We start from the raw sequence: 16,571 nt of genomic DNA on the forward strand, positions 1-16,571 counted from the left end.
GCGCAGGAATCGGGCATGCAGATGTTTCGCCCGCCTTCCGTCACCGCCCATGCCTGGCTCGAGGATGTTTTCTCGGCCAAGGCGGTCGGCAAGGGCGGCATCGTCCGTCGGGCGGTACGCGACGTCGAACGCGAGGTCGGGCGCGGTGCGCTGGTTGCAGAAGTCCGCCGCCGGGGTTTTCACCTCGTCGAATGTGGCGGACAGTTCATCGTCATCTGCAACCCCGGCCAGATGCAGGTCATCTGCTGAGCCGGAAACGGGGGGCCAAAAGGAGCGAGCGCCCAAAAATTTTCGACGAAAATTTTTGGGCGGGGTCGGTCATTCCGCGGCCTGGGCCATCGGATTGTTCGGATGTGTGGTCCAGTCGGCGAAATCGCCCACCACGCGGCCGGTCCGGGGATCGGTGCTGCCCTTCGGCAATTCGCGCATGGTGATGCAGTTGTCCACCGGGCAGACGTCGATGCAGAGGTTGCAGGCCACGCATTCCTCGTCCTTCACGGTGAAGATCCGCTCGGGCGACATGGCGATGGCCTGGTGGCTGGTGTCCTCGCAGGCGGCGTAGCAACGGCCGCAGTTGATGCAGAGGTCCTGGTCGATCTGGGCCTTGGTGACATAGTTCAGGTTCAGGTGCTGCCATTCGACGAAGTTCGGCACCGCGCGGCCGACCAGGTCGGACAGCGCCATCTGCTTTTCGTCCAGGTATTGCGACAGGCCCGAGATCATCTCCTGCACGACCTTGAAGCCATAGGTCATCGCCGCGGTGCAGACCTGCACGTTGCCCGCGCCCATCGCCATGAACTCGGCCGCATCGCGCCAGGTGGTGACGCCGCCGATGCCGCTGATCGGCAGGCCGCGGGTTTCATGGTGCCGCGCGATCTCGCCGACCATGTTCAGGGCGATGGGCTTGACCGCCGGGCCGCAATAGCCGCCGTGCGAACCCTTGCCGTCGATCATCGGGAAGGGCGAGAAATCGTCGAGGTCGACGTTGGTGATCGACTTGATGGTGTTGATGAGCGAGACCGCATCCGCCCCGCCCCGGTGCGCCGCCAGCGCGGGCGGCAGGATCGAGGTGACGTTGGGGGTCAGCTTCACGATGCAGGGCATCCGGGAATATTGCTTGACCCAGCGCGTGACCATCTCGATGTATTCCGGCACCTGGCCCACGGCCGAGCCCATGCCGCGTTCGGCCATGCCGTGCGGGCAGCCGAAGTTGAGTTCCACCCCGTCGGCCTCGGTGTCCTCGATCTGGCGCAGGATCGCCTTCCAATGGTCCTCCTCGCAGGGGACCATCAGCGAGATGACCAGCGCGCGGTCGCGCCACTTGCGCTTGACCTCCTTGATTTCCTGGAGGTTCACCTCCAGCGGGCGGTCGGTGATCAGTTCGATGTTGTTCAGGCCCAGAAGGCGGCGGTCCGCGCCCCAGATCGCGCCGTAGCGCGGGCCGTTCACGTTGACGATCGGCGGGCCTTCGGCGCCCAGCGTCTTCCAGACCACGCCGCCCCAGCCCGCCTCATAGGCGCGCTCGACGTTGTATTTCTTGTCCGTCGGCGGGGCCGAGGCCAGCCAGAACGGGTTCGGGGACTTGATGCCGATGAAATTCGAGCTGAGGTCAGCCATGGGACGCCTCCTTGCGACAAGCTGGGAGTGATGTGGGGGATGCGGGCCGGGCAATCGGCCCGCCCTTGGTCAGAAAAGCGACCAGACCAGACCGATCAGATCGCCGCCGAACTGGCCGAGCTTCGGGATCAGGAAGGCCCAGGCCACGCAGCCGAGCAGGTTCCAGAACAGGAAGCGCGGCAGGGTCATGCCGCTCATCCCGGACAGGAGGAACACGACCGGGCGGAAGACGGTGGTGAAGTGGCCGATTAGGATGGTTGCCGGACCATAGCGGGAGAAGGCGCCCTGCGTCTTTTCCACCATCTCGGGATGGTCGCGCAGGGGCCGCATCCGCAGGATCGTCGCGCCGTAGCGCCGCCCCAGCCAGTAACTGAAGCTGGAGCCGGTCAGCGCCCCCAGCGTCGCCCCGGCCCAGAGCGGCCAGAACGCCACCGCCCCCGTCGCCGCCAGGGCACCGACCGCCACCAGGACTGCGGTCGAGGGAATCAGGATCGACAGGAAGGCCGTGGTCTCGGCCGCCGCGAAGACCAGCATGATCAGCGGCAGCCAGTCCTGGTTGCGGTCGATGAAGGCGATGAAAGTGTCGGTCCAGCCGCTCATGCAAGGTTCCTGCCCGCCCTTCTAGTGGCGGGGAAGTCCCGGCCTGGCAAGGGAAAACCGCGCGCATCAGCCGCATGCCAGCGCAGCGTGGATCGCCTCGGCGGCATCGCGGCCCTCGGCCACGGCGGTGACGGTCAGGTCCTCGCCCCCCGCCGCGCAGTCGCCGCCGACCCAGACCTTGCCCGCAGGACCGGCCAGCTTGCCGCCCGCGACCGCCAACCCCTCGGGCGCGCCCTGCAGGGTCTGGCCGATGGCCTTGAACACCTGGTCGGCCTTCAGCGTGAAGGTCTCGGGCGACAGGACCAGCCCGTTTTCCCCCTCGGAGGTATAGGCGAATTCCACCGCCTCGGCCTGGCCGTCGCCCAGGACCCGCACCGGCGCCGCGTTATGGATGATCCGCACGCCCGCCTGCGCGGCATGGTCCTGCTCATGGCCGGAGGCCGACATCTTCGCCTGCCCGCGCCGGTAGACGATGGTGACGTTCTCGGCGCCCAGAAGCTTGGACTGCACCGCCGCATCCACCGCCGTCATGCCGCCGCCGATCACCACCACATCGCGGCCCACCGGCAGTTGCGACAGATCCGCGGCCTGGCGCAGTTCGGCGATGAAATCGACCGCGTTGCGCACGCCCGCCAGATCCTCGCCCACGGCACGGAGCGCGTTGACCCCGGCCAGGCCGATGCCCAGGAAGACCGCGTCGAACTCGGCCGTGAGCTGCTCCAGCGAGACGTCGCGGCCCAGTTCCACCCCGGTCCGGACCTCGATCCCGCCGATCTGCAGCAGCCACTCGACCTCGCGTTGCGCGAAGCCGCCGGTCGCCTTGTAGCTGGCGATGCCGTATTCGTTCAGCCCCCCGGCCTTGGCCCGGCGCTCGAACACCACCACGTCGTGGCCGTGCAGCGCCAGCCGGTGCGCGCAGGCCAGGCCCGCGGGCCCCGCCCCCACCACCGCCACCCGCTTGCCGGTCGGGGCCGCGCGGGTGAAGGGATGCAGGCCCTTCGCCATCGCCGTGTCGGTGGCGAAGCGTTGCAGCTGGCCGATCTCGACCGGCTTGCCCTCGGCCGCCTCGCGGACGCAGGCCTCCTCGCACAGGGTCTCGGTCGGGCAGACCCGGGCGCAGATGCCGCCCAGGATGTTCTGGCTCCAGATCGTCGTTGCCGCCGCCTCGGGCGTGCCGGTCGCGATCTGGCGGATGAAGAGCGGAATGTCGATCGAGGTCGGGCAGGCCGTGATGCAGGGTGCGTCATGGCAGAAATAGCAGCGATCCGCGGCGACCCGGGCCTCGTGCCGGTCCAGCGCCGGCTCGTGGTCCGAGAAGTTCCGCGCATAGGCTTCGGCCGGCAGACGGCTGGCCGCAATTCCCGGCGTGAGCGGGCTGTTCGACATGGCTGGGAGCCTCCCTGGCTTATGTTTTTTATCACGCTGGCACAGGTCGGTTTTTTTATCAAACGGTAAATTTTCCCAAATGGACAATTTTTGCGCCTGCTGGACAGGGCCAGCCCCCCGGGTCGGAGTTTCGCGGCTTTTCACCCCGGTTCCTGTCGCGTATAAGCGCCGCACAACGGGCGGGGCAGCGATCCCCGCAAGATCCCGGGGCTCCTGGCCAACAGAGGACTTCATGAGCAAGCAGACGACAGACACGGACGTGGCCTTCATTTCGGCGCTGGCCGAGCTTCTGAACAGGAATGACCTGACCGAACTGTCGGTGAAGCGGGAATATGGCGAGGACGACAGCCTTGAGGTCCGCGTGGTCAAGCAGGCCAATGTGGTCACCGTCACGGCTGCGGCCCCTGCCCCGGCCATGCATCATGCAGCCCCCGTCGCGGCGGCAGCGGCTGCCCCGGCGGCAGCGCCCGAGGATCCGGCCCAGCATCCGGGCGCGGTGACCTCGCCCATGGTCGGGACGGTCTACCTTGCGGCCGAACCCGGGGCCACGCCCTTCGTCGCGGTCGGCGCCCAGGTGACCGAGGGCCAGACCGTCCTCATCATCGAGGCGATGAAGACGATGAACCACATCCCCGCGCCCCGCGCGGGCACGGTCAAGCGCATCCTGGTCGAGGACGGCCATCCGGTCGAATACGGCGCGCCGCTGATGATCATCGAATAAGGGCGCGCGGGATGTTCGAGAAAATCCTGATCGCCAACCGCGGGGAAATCGCGCTGCGCGTGATCCGGGCCTGCCGGGAAATGGGGATCAAGTCGGTCGCGGTGCATTCCACCGCCGATGCCGATGCGATGCATGTCCGCATGGCCGACGAATCCGTCTGCATCGGCCCCGCGCCCAGTTCGGAAAGCTATCTGAACAAGGCCGCGATCATCTCGGCCTGCGAGATCACCGGGGCGCAGGCGGTGCATCCGGGCTATGGCTTCCTGTCGGAGAACGCCGGTTTCGCCCAGGCGCTGCAGGACCATGGCCTGACCTTCATCGGCCCGAACGCGGAGCATATCCGCATCATGGGCGACAAGATCACCGCCAAGGAAACCGCGAAGGAACTGGGGATCCCGGTGGTTCCCGGCTCGGACGGCGGGGTGCCGGATTTCGAGACCGCGAAGAAGGTGGCCGAGGGGATCGGCTATCCGGTCATCATCAAGGCCACCGCCGGCGGCGGCGGGCGCGGGATGAAGGTCGCGAAGAACGCGCAGGAGCTGGAGATCGCCTTCCGCACCGCCCGCAGCGAGGCCAAGTCCGCCTTCGGCAACGACGAAGTCTACATGGAGAAATATCTCCAGAAGCCGCGCCATATCGAGATCCAGGTCTTCGGCGACGGCAAGGGCAAGGCTGTCCACCTTGGCGAACGCGACTGTTCGCTGCAGCGCCGGCACCAGAAGGTCTTCGAGGAAGCCCCCGGCCCCGCGATCACCGGGACGATGCGCGCCGAGATCGGCGAGATCTGCGCCCAGGCCGTGGCGAAGATCAACTATATCGGCGCGGGCACGATCGAGTTCCTGTACGAGGACGGGCAGTTCTATTTCATCGAGATGAACACGCGCCTTCAGGTCGAGCATCCGGTGACCGAATACATCTTCGGCGTCGACCTCGTGCGCGAACAGATCCGGGTGGCGGCCGGGCTGCCGATGTCCTTCACCCAGGACGAGCTGGAGCTTTCCGGCCATGCGATCGAGGTGCGGATCAACGCCGAGCGGCTGCCGAACTTTGCCCCCTGCCCCGGCAAGGTCCGCACCTTCCACGCCCCCGGCGGGCTGGGCGTGCGGATGGATTCGGCGCTTTACGGCGGCTATTCGATCCCGCCCTATTACGACAGCCTGATCGGCAAGCTGATCGTGCATGGCCGCGACCGGCCCGAGGCGCTGGCCCGGTTGAAGCGCGCGCTCTCCGAACTGATCATCGACGGGGTGGAATCCTCGGTGCCGCTGTTCCATATGCTTCTGGCCGAGCCGGACATCCAGAACGGCGAATACAACATTCACTGGCTGGAAAAGTGGCTGGAGAGCCAGTTCAAGTGACCTGAAGGGCGCCCCGAGCGGCGCCCTTTCGCGCAAAAGTTTTCGAGAACTTTTGCAAAATCCTTCGAAGGATTTTGCGATGCCGGACCCGGCCGACGAGATCACGCCCGAGATCCTGCTTGGCGCCTATGCCATGGGCATCTTCCCTATGGCCGAGGGCCGCGACGACCCCGAGATCCACTGGGTCGACCCCCGCCGCCGGGGCATCCTGCCGCTGGACGGTTTCCACATCTCGCGCTCGCTGGCCCGGCGGCTGCGGCAGGGCGATTTCACCGTCACCGCGGACCGTGCCTTTTTCCATGTGGTCAGCGCCTGCGCCGAGCGGGGCGAGACCTGGATCAGCCGCCGGATCCAGTCGCTCTATGAGGAGCTGCATCGGCTTGGCCACGCCCATTCCATCGAGGTCTGGCAGAAGGACCGGCTGGTCGGCGGGGTCTATGGCGTGACGCTTGGCGCGGCCTTCTTCGGGGAAAGCATGTTCTCGCGCGTCACCGATGCCTCGAAGGTCGCGCTGGCCCATGCGGTGCGGGGGCTGAAGGCGGACGGGTTCCGGCTGTTCGACACCCAGTTCCTGACGCCGCATCTCGCCAGCCTCGGCGCGGTCGAGATCCCGCGTGCATCCTACCACCGGCTGCTCAGGGCGGCGCTGGACGGCGCCGCGCGCTTCGACCCGGAGTCCTATTCCTCGGGCTGGACGGCGGCTTCGGGCAGGGTGCAGGACAGCGCCCAGACGTCATAGCGCGGATGATCCAGCGCCGAGAGGGCGGGCGAGGAGGCCAGCATCCAGCCGGTGAAGAGCTGGGTCTGGGTGGTCTCCTCGATGATCGTCACATGGGCCTCGCTGTCCGAGGCCGGGTTCGTCACCGGATAGCGGCAGCTGTCAAGCCGCACCACCAGCCGCCCGAACTTGGCCGCCTGGCCGATGCCCAACGTCACGTCCCCGGTCTCGCTGGTCAGCTTGTCCAGGAAACGCAGCGTCGCCCCGGTCGAATCGGCGAAGTCCTGCGCCGTGGCCGGGCCGGCCAGCATCAATGCGACAGCCAACACCCGCATCATGGCGTGGCCGGCTCGGCGGGCGCGCTCTCCTCGCCATTCCCGCCGACGAATTTCAACAGGAGCGTGATCAGGCTGACCGCGCCCTGGGTATCCTCGATCTCCTCGCCGGGGGCCAGGGTCTCAAGCGCGCCGCCGGGCAGGATCTCGACGAAATTGCCGCCAAGCAGCCCCTCGGACGAGATCAGGATCGAGGAATCGGTCGGCAGTTGCACATCGTTGCGCAACTGGATCGACGCATCGGCGAAGAAGGTCTCGGGGTTCAGATTCAGGCTGGTGATCGTCCCGACCTTCACCCCGGCCAGCCGCACGTCCGAGCCGACGGTGATCCCCTCGACCGAGCGGAAGCTGGCGGTCAGCGGATAGCTTTCGGGCTGGCGCCCCATGCCGGCGCCTTGCGCGGCATAGATGGCGAAGCCGAGGGCAACGGCCAGAACCGCCGCCCCGGTGACGATCTCTGCCTTCTCGTAGGCCATCACTCGGGCTGCCAGGCCTCGTAGTCGCGGCGCGCGACGGGTTCCACGCGACGGATCGAGCCGGGCGGGGCATAGGCGGCATCGGTGCCGGTCAGGTTTTCCTGATGCGGCTTCTGCCACGGCTTGCGGGCCAGCGGGGCCTTGGTCGGCGGCTCGTCCCAGGTGTAGTGCAGCCAGCCGTGCCAATCCGGCGACACGCGCGAGGCTTCCATCTCGCCGTTGTAGATCACCCAGCGCCGCTTGCCGTCACGGGTCTGGTAGAAGATGTTCCCGGCCTCGTCCTCGCCCACCTTCACCCCCTTGCGCGCGGTGAAGATCTGGGTGCCGAGGGTCTGGCTGTTCCACCAGGTCAGCAGGCGTTTCAGGAAATACATGGGCGGCCTCCGGGTCTCTGGCCCTGATATGGCGGAAAGCGGCGGGAAGGTCTAGGGCCAAGCCGGGGCCGGCACCGACCTTTGCCAAGGAAAAAGGCGGACCCGGAGGCCCGCCTTCCAGATCCCGGCCCTCAGGCCTTGACCGGCTCTTTCTTCTTCTCGGTATAGACCAGCATCGGCTTGGCCCCCAGGTTCACCGCCTCGTCCTTGACGACGACCTCCTCGACCCCGTCCATGCCGGGCAGTTCGAACATCGTGTCGAGGAGAATGTCCTCCATGATCGAGCGCAACCCGCGCGCGCCGGTCTTGCGCTTGATCGCGCGCTTGGCGATCGCGGTCAGGGCGTCCGACGTGAAGGTCAGCTTGACGCCCTCGATCTCGAACAGGCGCTGGTATTGCTTGACCAGCGCGTTCTTCGGTTCCGTCAGGATCGTCACCAGCGCGGCCTCATCCAGGTCGGTCAGGGTGGCGATCACCGGCAGGCGGCCGACGAATTCCGGGATCAGGCCGAATTTCAGCAGATCCTCGGGCTCCAGCTCCTTGAAAAGCTCGCCCACGCTACGCTCTTCCGGCCCCTTCACATCGGCGCCGAAGCCGATGCCCGAACCCTTGTTGCGCTGCGCGATGATCTTCTCCAGCCCCGCGAAGGCGCCGCCGCAGATGAACAGGATGTTGGTCGTGTCCACCTGGAGGAATTCCTGCTGCGGATGCTTGCGCCCGCCCTGCGGCGGAACCGAGGCGACCGTGCCCTCCATGATCTTCAGCAGCGCCTGCTGCACGCCCTCGCCGCTCACGTCGCGGGTGATCGAGGGGTTGTCGGACTTCCGCGTGATCTTGTCGACCTCGTCGATATAGACGATGCCGCGCTGCGCGCGTTCGACGTTGTATTCGCTGGCCTGCAACAGCTTGAGGATGATGTTCTCCACATCCTCGCCGACGTAACCGGCTTCGGTCAGCGTGGTGGCGTCCGCCATGGTGAAGGGCACGTCCAGGATGCGGGCCAGCGTCTGCGCCAGCAGCGTCTTGCCGCAGCCGGTCGGGCCGATCAGCAGGATGTTCGACTTCGACAGTTCGATGTCGTTCTTCGAGGAATGGTTCAGCCGCTTGTAGTGGTTGTGGACCGCAACCGAAAGCACGCGCTTGGCGTGGATCTGGCCGATCACGTAATCGTCCAGCACCTTGCAGATCTCGCGCGGGGTCGGCACCCCGTCGGTCGACTTCAGACCCGTGGTCTTCGTCTCCTCGCGGATGATGTCCATGCAAAGCTCGACGCATTCGTCGCAGATGAACACGGTCGGCCCCGCGATCAGCTTGCGCACCTCATGCTGGCTCTTGCCGCAGAACGAGCAGTAGAGCGTGTTCTTGCTGTCGCTGCCGGAGTTGTTCGCCATCCAAAGTCCTCTGGACACCCGTCCGTTGTCACGGGCCTTCGGGCAAAGTCTAGGACAAGCCCCCGGCCACCACAATGCGAAAATCCCCCCGCCGGACCGGCCGGCAAGGGGCTCTGATCACTTCGACGTATCGTCCGCCTTGCCGCGGCTTTCCAGGATCTGGTCGATCAGGCCCCAGGCCTTCGCATCCTCGGCCGACATGAAATTGTCCCGCTCCAGCGCGGCCTCGACCGCCTCGTAGCTGTTGCCGGTGTGCTTGACGTAGATCTCGTTCAGCCGGCGCTTGAGCTTTTCCGTCTCGCGGGCGTGGATCATGATGTCGGTGGCCTGGCCCTGATACCCGCCCGAGGGCTGGTGCACCATGACCCGGCTGTTCGGCAGGCTGAAGCGCATCCCCTTCCCGCCCGCCGTCAGCAGGAGCGAGCCCATCGAGGCCGCCTGCCCGATCACCAGGGTCGAGACCTTGGGGCGGATATACTGCATCGTGTCGTAGATCGACAGGCCCGAGGTCACCACGCCGCCGGGGCTGTTGATGTACATGCTGATTTCCTTGGTCGGGTTTTCCGATTCCAGGAACAGGAGCTGGGCGCAGATCAGGCTGGACATGCCGTCATGCACCGGGCCGCCCAGGAAGATGATCCGTTCCTTCAGCATCCGGCTGAAGATGTCATAGGCGCGTTCTCCCCGGCTGGTCTGCTCGACGACCATGGGGACGAGGGTGTTCATGTAGTGGTCAACGGGATCGCGCATCGGGGCCTGCCTCTTCGTGTCTCGCGATGAATAGCGTCATTTGTATTGCCAGAGTCTTAGTGGGGTGGCACGGGGGCTGCAAGGGCGGCCCGCCCGAAATCCCGGGCCCGGGCGGCTTGCCCCGGGCCCGGTGGACCCGTCCCTTCGGGCCCCTAGCGGAACGTCCGGGCCGCCAGCAGCACCCGCGCCGCGGCGGTCACCAGGCACAGCGCGCCGAAGGTGCAGGCGGCCGGGACGAAAAGCGCGGGGAAGAGCACGATCAGGAGGAAGAACAGGATCGTCTCGGTCCCCTCCAGCAGGCCGGCGGTGAAATACAGCGACTTCTCGCCCCGGCTGACAGTCTCCATCCCCTGTCTTGCGGCCAGGATCGCGAAGCCAAGGAAGGTGGCGCCATTGACGTAGAACGTGGCCAGGAGGAAGGCCGCCGCCGCCCCGTTCGCCCCCGGATCGCGAAGGGCAAAGGCCAGCGGGATCGCGGCGTAGAAGGCAAAGTCGCAGGTGATGTCCAGATAACCGCCGAAATCCGACTTGCCCCGCGCCCGCGCCACCGCCCCGTCCAGCCCGTCCGCCAGCCGGCTGGCCATGAGCGGCAGCGCGACCCAGAGACCCGCCCCGCCAAGCGCCACCAGGGCAGCCGCGAACAGCCCCAGTCCCAGACCGATCAGCGTCACCTGGTCGGCCGAGGCGCCCCGCGCGGCGAGCCACCGCCCGCCGCGGTTCAGCGGGGCCTCGATCACCCCACGCATGAGCCCGTCCAGCATGCCGTTCTCCTGGTCCTGCGCGACCCTCCGCGGCCCCGGCTTTCCCCTTTTCAGCCGGCAGCGACAGGCAGACCTTCGCCACTTCCGGTTGCACCGAACCCGCGAAATTCGCGCAAACTTCACATTTTCGCCATCATCTGCCGAAATCTGGCCGCAGAGGCTTGCACAATGGGACCGTCGCGTTCAAGAGGAAGCCATGTCATCGCATTTCAGCCTTTCCGCACTCGCCCTGGCGACGGGTCTTGGCCTTGCCGCCCCCGCGATGGCCTGCACCCAGCCGGCCGACGCATCCGCCCTGCAGCAAGAGGTGCTGGCGCATCTGAACGCCGAACGCCGGGCCCATGGCCTTTCTGCCTTCAAGCTTTCCACCAAGCTTGACAAGGCCGCGCAGGGCCATGCCTGCGACAATGCCCGGCGCCATTCGATCAGCCATGATTCCTCGGATGGCGGCACGCTCAGGACCCGGCTCAAGCGCGTGGGCTACAGGTTCCGCGCCGCGGCCGAAAATACCGGGCGCGGCTTCGGCACCGGGGCGCGGGCGGTGGACTGGTGGATGAACTCGCCCCACCATCGCGACAACATCCTGCTTGGCAAGGTGAACGAGGTCGGGATCGGCATCGCCGTCTCGGATGCGCCCGACAACAAGCTGCATTGGGTCATCAACTTCGGTGCCTCGCGCTGACCCTAGCGCGCCAGCGTCAGGTCGGCCTTCAGCCCGCCCAGACGCGCGCTCTGCCCCAGCCGCAGCGTGCCGCCATGGCTCAGCGCAATGTCCGAGGCGATCGACAGCCCCAGCCCCACCCCGCCCCCCTTGTTCGGATCGCGTGAGGCGTCCAGCCGCGTGAAGGGCCGCAGCGCCTCGTCCCGTTTCTCGGGCGGGATTCCCGGCCCGTCATCCTCGACCGTGATCCAGAGGCTGCCCTCGCGGAACCACAGGCTGATCTCGACCCGGCTGCCATAGCGCCGCGCGTTCGAGACCAGGTTCTCCACCGCCCGCGTCACCGCCTGCGGCCGTATCTCGACCGGCGCGGGCTCGCCCCGGATCTCGGTCAGGACCGCGCCCGCGCGGTCCGCCACCGCGCGGACCAGCGCCACCGCATCGGTGGGTTCAGTCCCCTCCATCGCATCGCCCCGGACAAAGGCCAGGAACTCCTCCACCATCCGCTCCATCTGCGCCACATCCGCCTGCAGCGCCGCGACCTCCGGGTCCTCGGGCAGAAGCGCCAGCCCCAGCCGCAGCCGGGTCAGCGGCGTGCGCAGGTCGTGGCTGACGCCCGAAAGCATCAGGGTGCGCTGTTCGATCTGCCGCTCGATCCGCTCGCGCATGTCCAGGAAGGCGCGACCCGCCGCCCGCACCTCCAGCGCCCCGCGCGGCCGGTAGGGGGCCATGCGCCCCTTGCCGAAATCCTCGGCCGCCCTGGCCAGCCGGGTGATCGGCCGCAACTGGTTGCGCAGGAACAGGAAGGCCACGGCAGTCATCAGAAGCGAGGTGAAGATCATCAGCACCAGCAGCTGGTGCGGATTGGTCGCCGACATCCGCCGCCGCTCCATCTGCACCTGGACCGGCCCGACCGCGCTGTCCAGCCGCAGGTTCACCACCCGGCCCTCGCCCGTCACGTCCACCGCGACCAGGCCCGGCACCCCGTCGCGCAGGGTGTCGACCAGGGCACGGCCCGACAGGTCCAGCACTCCGATCCGGTCCTCGACCGGCGCATCCGCGCCCGCCGGCAGCGTCAGCGTGATCTGCAACGCCTCGGCCAGCGGCCGCGCCGCCGCGAGCGCCGCCTCGGGCGTGGCGGCGGCGTCGATCTCGCGCATCAGGAAGGCCAGTTCCAATGCCACGCCCGAGGTCAGCTGCTGCGTCACCCTCTCGTAATGACGCTGGATGAATTCGGTGGACACGACCAGCTGGATCGTGACGATGGGCACAATCAGGATCAGCGCCGCGCGCCAGTAGAGACCCCGGGGAAGGAACCGCTTGAGGAAAGCCATCACGCGGCAGCCTAGCCGCCCTGCCCCCGCTTGGAAAGACCGCCATGTCGTTCAGTGACCCCCCGATCCGGCGGATTCTCGCGCCCAACCCCTCGGCCCTGACCGGGACCGGAACCAATACCTATGTCATCGGCGCCACCGAACTTGTGGTGATCGACCCCGGCCCCGACCTCGACGACCATCTCGCCGCCCTCCTTGCCGCCGCCGCCGGCCGCCCCGTCACCCGGATCGTCGTGACCCATGCCCACCGCGACCATTCCGCGCTTGTCCCGCGGCTTGCCGCCGCCACCGGGGCCGAGGTCCTGGCCTTCGGCACCGCGACCGAGGGGCGCAGCCCGCGCATGGCGGACTGGGCCGACCACCTGCCCCCCGCGGCCGAGGGCCTCGACCTGGATTTCACCCCCGACCGCCGCCTGACCGAGGGCGAGCGCCTCTCCGGCCCCGACTGGGAGCTTTCGGTCCACCACACGCCCGGCCATCTCGGCAGCCACATCTGCCTGGCGCTGGGAGAGATGCTGTTCTCCGGCGACCATGTGATGGGCTGGTCCTCCAGCATCGTCGCCCCGCCCGATGGCGACATGACCGATTACATGGCCTCGCTGCACCGAATGGCCGAGCGGGACTGGCGCAGTCTCCTGCCCGGCCATGGCGAGGTCGTCGCCGAGCCGGCAGCCCGGCTCTCCGCCCTCATCGCCCATCGCCGGGACCGCGAGGCCGCAATCCTCGCCGCCCTCGCTGCGGCCCCGGCCAGCGCCGGCGAACTGACCGCGCGAATCTACCGGGACATCCCCCGGACGCTCTGGCCCGCCGCCCGGCAGAATGTGCTTGCCCATCTCATTGATCTTGCCGCCAGAAGCCTGGTTTCCGCCACTTCCACCACGGCGCCGGAGCCGATTTTCCAGAGGAACTAAGCGCCGGCATCTTTTCCCGCATTTGCCCCTTGCCGCCCCCCGGCACCCTTGCTATACGCGCCCCGTGTTCCGGCGTAGCTCAGCGGTAGAGCAGTTGACTGTTAATCAATTGGTCGTAGGTTCGATCCCTACCGCCGGAGCCAATTTCCTTCGGGAAACTTGAAGAAATCAAGCAAATCAGTGACGTATGGTCCGTTTCGGTGCACATCTGGGCACACACGGAGCACACATGAGGCTTGTCTTGCGCCACGTTGAAATAACCAAATCAGGTGGATGGCAGTACCGCAGCCGAGTCCCCAAAGACCTATCCGCTGTCATCCTGAAGCGTGAGTTCAAGGAAAAGCTGGGCGACACCGAGCGGCAAGCCTTGGCTGCCTACCCCGCTTTCCATGCTCTGGTGGAGAGGGAGATCACGGAAGCTCGGCGCTCTCTTGAACTTAGGGGCGCTGCCGACCGTGGTGAACTGTCCGACCGTCACGCCTTCAAGCTGGCAGTGGCTCGGGCAACCGAGATGGGTATGAACAACACCGACTGGGATGGCCGCGACCATCTCGCGCAGTCCATCATACATAGGTATCAACGCGAAGAGGAATCGGGTCATCCGATCATTCCGAACAAGGTTGACGCCTACACCGTCGCCATCCTGCAGGCGGGATCGAAGGCCAAACCCCCTCTCACCACCCTCCGCGATGCGATGGACTCTACCTAGCCGAGCGTGATCAGACCGAAGCGCAAGAGGTCAGGGACCGCTTCAAGCAGCACATCGAGAGAATCGTGGGACATGTCGAAGAGGCTTTGGGCAACAACCCAATCCTCGTCAAGATCACGCGCGAGGATGCCCGCACAGTCCGAGATTACATGCTTCGGCGATTGAAGGCTAATGGGAAACCGATCAGTCCAAACTCCGTCGCCCGCGACATCAATGCTCTGAATGCGGTGATCAACTATGCAGCAAGGGAAATGCCCCTTCCCGCCAGTTTCAAGAACCAGTTCAGCGCACTGCCAGTTCAGGGCGCTACCGGCAGACGCGATGATTCGGAAGGGCGCGACCCACTTCCCGAAACCGTCCTTCTGAAGGCCCGCGAGCGCATAACCTCAAGATGCAAGCCAGACCTCGCTCTCATCTGGAGATTGCTTGAAGGCACGGGGTGCCGACTGGCTGAAATCACCGGCCTGCGGGTGGAAGATGTTGATGTGGCGGGTGAGTATCCAAACGTCAAAGTTACGTGGCACGAGCAGTGCAGGGTGAAGACTGCCGCCTCCAGACGCTTCGTTCCCTTGGTCGGCGATGCCCTTGCTGCGGCTAAGGAGACACTGAAGACAACTAAGAAGGGGAACCTAGTCTTCCTGTCCTACTGCCGCCCTGGTGGCTCCGATGCAGCTTCTGCGGCTCTGATGGGTCACCTCCGCGACGCGACAACCAACCCTAAGCATGTAGTCCACTCACTGCGTCACAACATGAAGGATCGGTTGATGATCGCGGAGGTTTCTTTCCTTGATCAGAACCTAATCCTTGGCCATGAACTTGGCGGGGTCGGAGACCGGGTCTATGGCGGAACACCCGCGAAACTGCGTGTGACCACTCGGGCGATGCTGAAGGCTTTCGGTCTGCCTAATCCGCAGAGAGAGGAAGCAAAGGCAGAACCAACGGAGAGCGCTAAATAACCTCCGTAGGCTGCAGCTTCGCCTTCGCCCGCACCCCACCGCCCCAGAACGACAGAAGCCCCCGAGAGGGGCCTCTGAATACGTCTAGCAGCCATGCACTTGCGGCCTCACTGCGCTGCGATCTTTCCCTCAAGCACCCGATAGACTGACGTCCGTGCGATGCCGAGCTTGCGGGCTATGTCAGTCGCCCCCATGCCCTCCTCCCCATGCAACCGCCGAACCTCTGCGGGGTCAATGGTAGGCTTCCGGCCCTTGTAGACTCCCTCCGCTTTGGCCTTGGCTATTCCCTCCATCTGCCGCTCCCGGCGCAGGTTGGTCTCAAACTCTGCGAAGACCCCCAGCATCTGGAAGAACGCCTTCCCCGCCGCGTTGCTGGTGTCTACAGGCTGCTCCGTCGCCATGAGTGTTACCCCCTTGGCGTGAAGCTGGCGGGCCACGTGTGACAAATCCTCAAGAGAACGGGCCAGACGGTCAAGCCGCGTGACCACCAGCGTGTCGCCTTCCCGCATGAACTCCAGCAAGGTCTTCAGTTCGTCCCTGCCTGCAAGCTTCGTGCCGCTCCGCTATTCTTCCCTGACCACGTCGCAACCAGCAGCCAGCAGCTTCTCGCGCTGGAGGGTCAGGTCTTGATCATCAGTGCTGACGCGGGCGTACCCGTACTTCATGGCGGTGTCCTTTTTGGGTCTAGACCCTTACTCGCCATCGTACCACAAATGCTCAAGTCAACCCTAATGGTACGTCGAAAGCGTCTCGCGCCAACGATGCACTAAGGTATACCCTATCGCAACAGCCTGACCCAATCGCCCTACTCTCTCGCGGCTATCGACCTGCTGATCTCTGCCGCAATGCCGAAGGCAACACTGATGGCGATGGCCTCAGCCACTGTGCCGTGTGACGCGAAGAACCTCGCGCCGAAGACCTCAGCAACAGCAGCCGTTGTCCCGGTCCAAATTGACACCGTCATGATGCCATAGGCTGCGGCACTGGGAATGAAGAGCGGCCACGCGATGACAAAGCCTGCCTTGGCGAAGAACATGTCCGACCTCTCACTGTGCCTGTTGATGGCCCATGCTTCCAAGGACTGCCACAAGAAGAAAGCACGGACGGCAGGACCGGGCCACGTTAACCCTGCCTTCCTCAGCCCCCCGTCATGGGGGGAAAGCGCGATCTGTCACACTATCGGTGAGGCTCTCGCGGTTGCGACCCCTAAACATTCCGGTCAGGTCAACGCTGCTTGCCGTCCTTGTAGCCTAAAACCATCCCGGCCACACCCGTAAGGATAGCTCCCGGCCATCCGCCGATCTCGGCCAAGTGCAGACCATACAGGCCCGCCAACGCCGTGATCAGCATGAATCCCCCGGTCAGGTCGTGCTTGGTCATCCGCTGCATTCTAGGGTCAGGACTCGTTCTCGGATCATAGCCAGAACATGACGGTTGCGGCGAGTGCGACGGCGGAGAGGAAGACTTTTGGGCATCTATCGTAGCGGGTCGCGACCCTGCGCCAGTCCTTCAGACG

21 protein-coding genes, 1 tRNA gene and 2 pseudogenes are annotated in these 16,571 nt (G+C 65.8%); 9 read left to right on the plus strand and 15 right to left on the minus strand.

The features are described 5' to 3' along the window. The first annotated feature begins 15 nt into the window (after positions 1 to 15). Complete coding sequence (locus ACE3UA_RS16270; protein ID WP_374646984.1) at positions 16 to 249, plus strand: hypothetical protein; 234 nt, start codon at positions 16 to 18, stop codon at positions 247 to 249. Between the two features lie 69 nt (positions 250 to 318). Here ACE3UA_RS16270 and preA read toward each other — a convergent pair whose 3' ends face one another. The 3 genes from preA to ACE3UA_RS16285 form a co-directional block, all read right to left on the minus strand. Beyond that, on the minus strand, positions 319 to 1,617 hold the full coding sequence (gene preA, locus ACE3UA_RS16275) for an NAD-dependent dihydropyrimidine dehydrogenase subunit PreA (protein ID WP_374646986.1): 1,299 nt from the start codon (positions 1,615 to 1,617) through the stop codon (positions 319 to 321). A 69-nt stretch (positions 1,618 to 1,686) separates the two neighbouring features. Then, entirely contained in the window at positions 1,687 to 2,217 is a 531-nt protein-coding gene (locus tag ACE3UA_RS16280; RefSeq protein WP_374646988.1) for a DedA family protein, read from the minus strand. 66 nt (positions 2,218 to 2,283) lie between these two features. Continuing rightward, complete coding sequence (locus ACE3UA_RS16285; protein WP_374646990.1) at positions 2,284 to 3,603, minus strand: NAD(P)-dependent oxidoreductase; 1,320 nt, start codon at positions 3,601 to 3,603, stop codon at positions 2,284 to 2,286. A gap of 232 nt (positions 3,604 to 3,835) precedes the next feature. On the opposite strand from ACE3UA_RS16285, the gene accB reads away from it, so the two are divergent. The 3 genes from accB to aat all read left to right on the plus strand — a co-directional run bounded on the left by accB (position 3,836) and on the right by aat (position 6,421). Next, a complete protein-coding gene (accB, locus tag ACE3UA_RS16290; protein WP_374646992.1) occupies positions 3,836 to 4,324 on the plus strand; it encodes an acetyl-CoA carboxylase biotin carboxyl carrier protein in 489 nt (162 codons plus the stop codon). Between the two features lie 11 nt (positions 4,325 to 4,335). Further along, positions 4,336 to 5,682 carry an acetyl-CoA carboxylase biotin carboxylase subunit gene (gene accC / locus ACE3UA_RS16295; protein WP_374646994.1) on the plus strand — a complete coding sequence of 449 codons (1,347 nt, stop codon included), beginning with the start codon at positions 4,336 to 4,338 and terminating at the stop codon, positions 5,680 to 5,682. A gap of 79 nt (positions 5,683 to 5,761) precedes the next feature. Next, positions 5,762 to 6,421, plus strand: a complete 660-nt coding sequence (gene aat / locus ACE3UA_RS16300) for a leucyl/phenylalanyl-tRNA--protein transferase (RefSeq protein ID WP_374646996.1) — start codon at positions 5,762 to 5,764, stop codon at positions 6,419 to 6,421. Here aat and ACE3UA_RS16305 read toward each other — a convergent pair. The 6 genes from ACE3UA_RS16305 to ACE3UA_RS16330 all read right to left on the minus strand — a co-directional run bounded on the left by ACE3UA_RS16305 (position 6,361) and on the right by ACE3UA_RS16330 (position 10,487). Continuing rightward, complete coding sequence (locus ACE3UA_RS16305; protein WP_374646998.1) at positions 6,361 to 6,735, minus strand: DUF2155 domain-containing protein; 375 nt, start codon at positions 6,733 to 6,735, stop codon at positions 6,361 to 6,363. The genes aat and ACE3UA_RS16305 overlap by 61 nt on opposite strands. Beyond that, positions 6,735 to 7,211 carry an outer membrane lipid asymmetry maintenance protein MlaD gene (gene mlaD / locus ACE3UA_RS16310; RefSeq protein ID WP_374647000.1) on the minus strand — a complete coding sequence of 159 codons (477 nt, stop codon included), beginning with the start codon at positions 7,209 to 7,211 and terminating at the stop codon, positions 6,735 to 6,737. The genes ACE3UA_RS16305 and mlaD overlap by 1 nt, the downstream gene beginning before the upstream one ends. After that, complete coding sequence (locus ACE3UA_RS16315; RefSeq protein WP_374647002.1) at positions 7,211 to 7,585, minus strand: NADH:ubiquinone oxidoreductase subunit NDUFA12; 375 nt, start codon at positions 7,583 to 7,585, stop codon at positions 7,211 to 7,213. Before ACE3UA_RS16315 ends, mlaD begins: the two co-directional genes overlap by 1 nt. A 131-nt stretch (positions 7,586 to 7,716) precedes the next feature. After that, a complete protein-coding gene (clpX, locus tag ACE3UA_RS16320; RefSeq protein ID WP_374647004.1) occupies positions 7,717 to 8,976 on the minus strand; it encodes an ATP-dependent Clp protease ATP-binding subunit ClpX in 1,260 nt (419 codons plus the stop codon). Between the two features lie 117 nt (positions 8,977 to 9,093). Beyond that, the gene (locus tag ACE3UA_RS16325; protein WP_374647006.1) at positions 9,094 to 9,726 is read right to left on the minus strand and encodes an ATP-dependent Clp protease proteolytic subunit; all 633 of its coding nucleotides are present in this window, start codon (positions 9,724 to 9,726) and stop codon (positions 9,094 to 9,096) included. 152 nt (positions 9,727 to 9,878) lie between these two features. Next, a complete protein-coding gene (locus ACE3UA_RS16330; RefSeq protein WP_374647008.1) occupies positions 9,879 to 10,487 on the minus strand; it encodes a CDP-alcohol phosphatidyltransferase family protein in 609 nt (202 codons plus the stop codon). 196 nt (positions 10,488 to 10,683) lie between these two features. Here ACE3UA_RS16330 and ACE3UA_RS16335 point away from each other — a divergent pair, with 196 nt between their 5' ends. Then, positions 10,684 to 11,169, plus strand: a complete 486-nt coding sequence (locus tag ACE3UA_RS16335; RefSeq protein ID WP_374647010.1) for a CAP domain-containing protein — start codon at positions 10,684 to 10,686, stop codon at positions 11,167 to 11,169. A 2-nt stretch (positions 11,170 to 11,171) separates the two neighbouring features. Here the strand turns inward: ACE3UA_RS16335 and ACE3UA_RS16340 are convergent, their stop codons facing one another. Next, positions 11,172 to 12,482: an ATP-binding protein gene (locus ACE3UA_RS16340; protein WP_374647012.1), complete on the minus strand. Its 1,311-nt coding sequence runs from the start codon at positions 12,480 to 12,482 to the stop codon at positions 11,172 to 11,174. Between the two features lie 41 nt (positions 12,483 to 12,523). Here ACE3UA_RS16340 and ACE3UA_RS16345 point away from each other — a divergent pair, with 41 nt between their 5' ends. The 4 genes from ACE3UA_RS16345 to ACE3UA_RS16360 all read left to right on the plus strand — a co-directional run bounded on the left by ACE3UA_RS16345 (position 12,524) and on the right by ACE3UA_RS16360 (position 15,055). Beyond that, positions 12,524 to 13,390 (plus strand): MBL fold metallo-hydrolase, encoded by an 867-nt coding sequence (locus ACE3UA_RS16345; RefSeq protein ID WP_374647014.1) that lies wholly within the window; start codon positions 12,524 to 12,526, stop codon positions 13,388 to 13,390. 68 nt (positions 13,391 to 13,458) lie between these two features. Continuing rightward, a tRNA-Asn gene (locus ACE3UA_RS16350) sits at positions 13,459 to 13,533 on the plus strand. Positions 13,534 to 13,619: 86 nt separating this feature from the next. Further along, a complete protein-coding gene (locus tag ACE3UA_RS16355) occupies positions 13,620 to 14,099 on the plus strand; it encodes a hypothetical protein (RefSeq protein ID WP_374647016.1) in 480 nt (159 codons plus the stop codon). 65 nt (positions 14,100 to 14,164) lie between these two features. Then, positions 14,165 to 15,055 carry a tyrosine-type recombinase/integrase gene (locus ACE3UA_RS16360; protein ID WP_374647018.1) on the plus strand — a complete coding sequence of 297 codons (891 nt, stop codon included), beginning with the start codon at positions 14,165 to 14,167 and terminating at the stop codon, positions 15,053 to 15,055. Positions 15,056 to 15,162: 107 nt separating this feature from the next. On the opposite strand, the gene ACE3UA_RS16365 is transcribed toward ACE3UA_RS16360, so the two are convergent. From ACE3UA_RS16365 to ACE3UA_RS16385, 5 genes and pseudogenes are all read right to left on the minus strand, one after another. Next, complete coding sequence (locus ACE3UA_RS16365; RefSeq protein WP_374647024.1) at positions 15,163 to 15,348, minus strand: helix-turn-helix domain-containing protein; 186 nt, start codon at positions 15,346 to 15,348, stop codon at positions 15,163 to 15,165. After that, positions 15,325 to 15,720 (minus strand): annotated as a pseudogene (locus tag ACE3UA_RS16370) (recombinase family protein); the annotation flags it as partial. The pseudogene ACE3UA_RS16370 and the gene ACE3UA_RS16365, both read right to left, overlap by 24 nt. A 140-nt stretch (positions 15,721 to 15,860) precedes the next feature. Beyond that, positions 15,861 to 16,091, minus strand: coding sequence for a hypothetical protein (locus ACE3UA_RS16375; RefSeq protein WP_374647020.1), 231 nt, complete (start codon positions 16,089 to 16,091; stop codon positions 15,861 to 15,863). A 188-nt stretch (positions 16,092 to 16,279) separates the two neighbouring features. Continuing rightward, positions 16,280 to 16,435 carry a hypothetical protein gene (locus ACE3UA_RS16380; RefSeq protein WP_374647022.1) on the minus strand — a complete coding sequence of 52 codons (156 nt, stop codon included), beginning with the start codon at positions 16,433 to 16,435 and terminating at the stop codon, positions 16,280 to 16,282. A gap of 34 nt (positions 16,436 to 16,469) precedes the next feature. Beyond that, positions 16,470 to 16,571: pseudogene (locus tag ACE3UA_RS16385) on the minus strand (IS5/IS1182 family transposase); the annotation flags it as partial.

Origin of the sequence: Tabrizicola sp., from assembly GCF_041919135.1 — a bacterium.
Lineage (GTDB): Bacteria > Pseudomonadota > Alphaproteobacteria > Rhodobacterales > Rhodobacteraceae > Tabrizicola.

Bases quoted from the DNA above. Each gene is read 5' to 3' on its own strand.
- clpX (WP_374647004.1), bottom strand. From the start codon at position 8,976: ATGGCGAACAACTCCGGCAGCGACAGCAAGAACACGCTCTACTGCTCG.
- ACE3UA_RS16330 (WP_374647008.1), bottom strand. From the start codon at position 10,487: ATGCTGGACGGGCTCATGCGTGGGGTGATCGAGGCCCCGCTGAACCGC.
- preA (WP_374646986.1), bottom strand. From the start codon at position 1,617: ATGGCTGACCTCAGCTCGAATTTCATCGGCATCAAGTCCCCGAACCCG.
- ACE3UA_RS16280 (WP_374646988.1), bottom strand. From the start codon at position 2,217: ATGAGCGGCTGGACCGACACTTTCATCGCCTTCATCGACCGCAACCAG.
- ACE3UA_RS16380 (WP_374647022.1), bottom strand. From the start codon at position 16,435: ATGACCAAGCACGACCTGACCGGGGGATTCATGCTGATCACGGCGTTG.
- accB (WP_374646992.1), top strand. From the start codon at position 3,836: ATGAGCAAGCAGACGACAGACACGGACGTGGCCTTCATTTCGGCGCTG.
- mlaD (WP_374647000.1), bottom strand. From the start codon at position 7,211: ATGGCCTACGAGAAGGCAGAGATCGTCACCGGGGCGGCGGTTCTGGCC.
- ACE3UA_RS16335 (WP_374647010.1), top strand. From the start codon at position 10,684: ATGTCATCGCATTTCAGCCTTTCCGCACTCGCCCTGGCGACGGGTCTT.
- ACE3UA_RS16345 (WP_374647014.1), top strand. From the start codon at position 12,524: ATGTCGTTCAGTGACCCCCCGATCCGGCGGATTCTCGCGCCCAACCCC.
- ACE3UA_RS16285 (WP_374646990.1), bottom strand. From the start codon at position 3,603: ATGTCGAACAGCCCGCTCACGCCGGGAATTGCGGCCAGCCGTCTGCCG.
- ACE3UA_RS16375 (WP_374647020.1), bottom strand. From the start codon at position 16,091: ATGTTCTTCGCCAAGGCAGGCTTTGTCATCGCGTGGCCGCTCTTCATT.
- ACE3UA_RS16305 (WP_374646998.1), bottom strand. From the start codon at position 6,735: ATGCGGGTGTTGGCTGTCGCATTGATGCTGGCCGGCCCGGCCACGGCG.
- aat (WP_374646996.1), top strand. From the start codon at position 5,762: ATGCCGGACCCGGCCGACGAGATCACGCCCGAGATCCTGCTTGGCGCC.
- accC (WP_374646994.1), top strand. From the start codon at position 4,336: ATGTTCGAGAAAATCCTGATCGCCAACCGCGGGGAAATCGCGCTGCGC.
- ACE3UA_RS16365 (WP_374647024.1), bottom strand. From the start codon at position 15,348: ATGGAGGGAATAGCCAAGGCCAAAGCGGAGGGAGTCTACAAGGGCCGG.
- ACE3UA_RS16325 (WP_374647006.1), bottom strand. From the start codon at position 9,726: ATGCGCGATCCCGTTGACCACTACATGAACACCCTCGTCCCCATGGTC.
- ACE3UA_RS16270 (WP_374646984.1), top strand. From the start codon at position 16: ATGCAGATGTTTCGCCCGCCTTCCGTCACCGCCCATGCCTGGCTCGAG.
- ACE3UA_RS16315 (WP_374647002.1), bottom strand. From the start codon at position 7,585: ATGTATTTCCTGAAACGCCTGCTGACCTGGTGGAACAGCCAGACCCTC.
- ACE3UA_RS16355 (WP_374647016.1), top strand. From the start codon at position 13,620: ATGAGGCTTGTCTTGCGCCACGTTGAAATAACCAAATCAGGTGGATGG.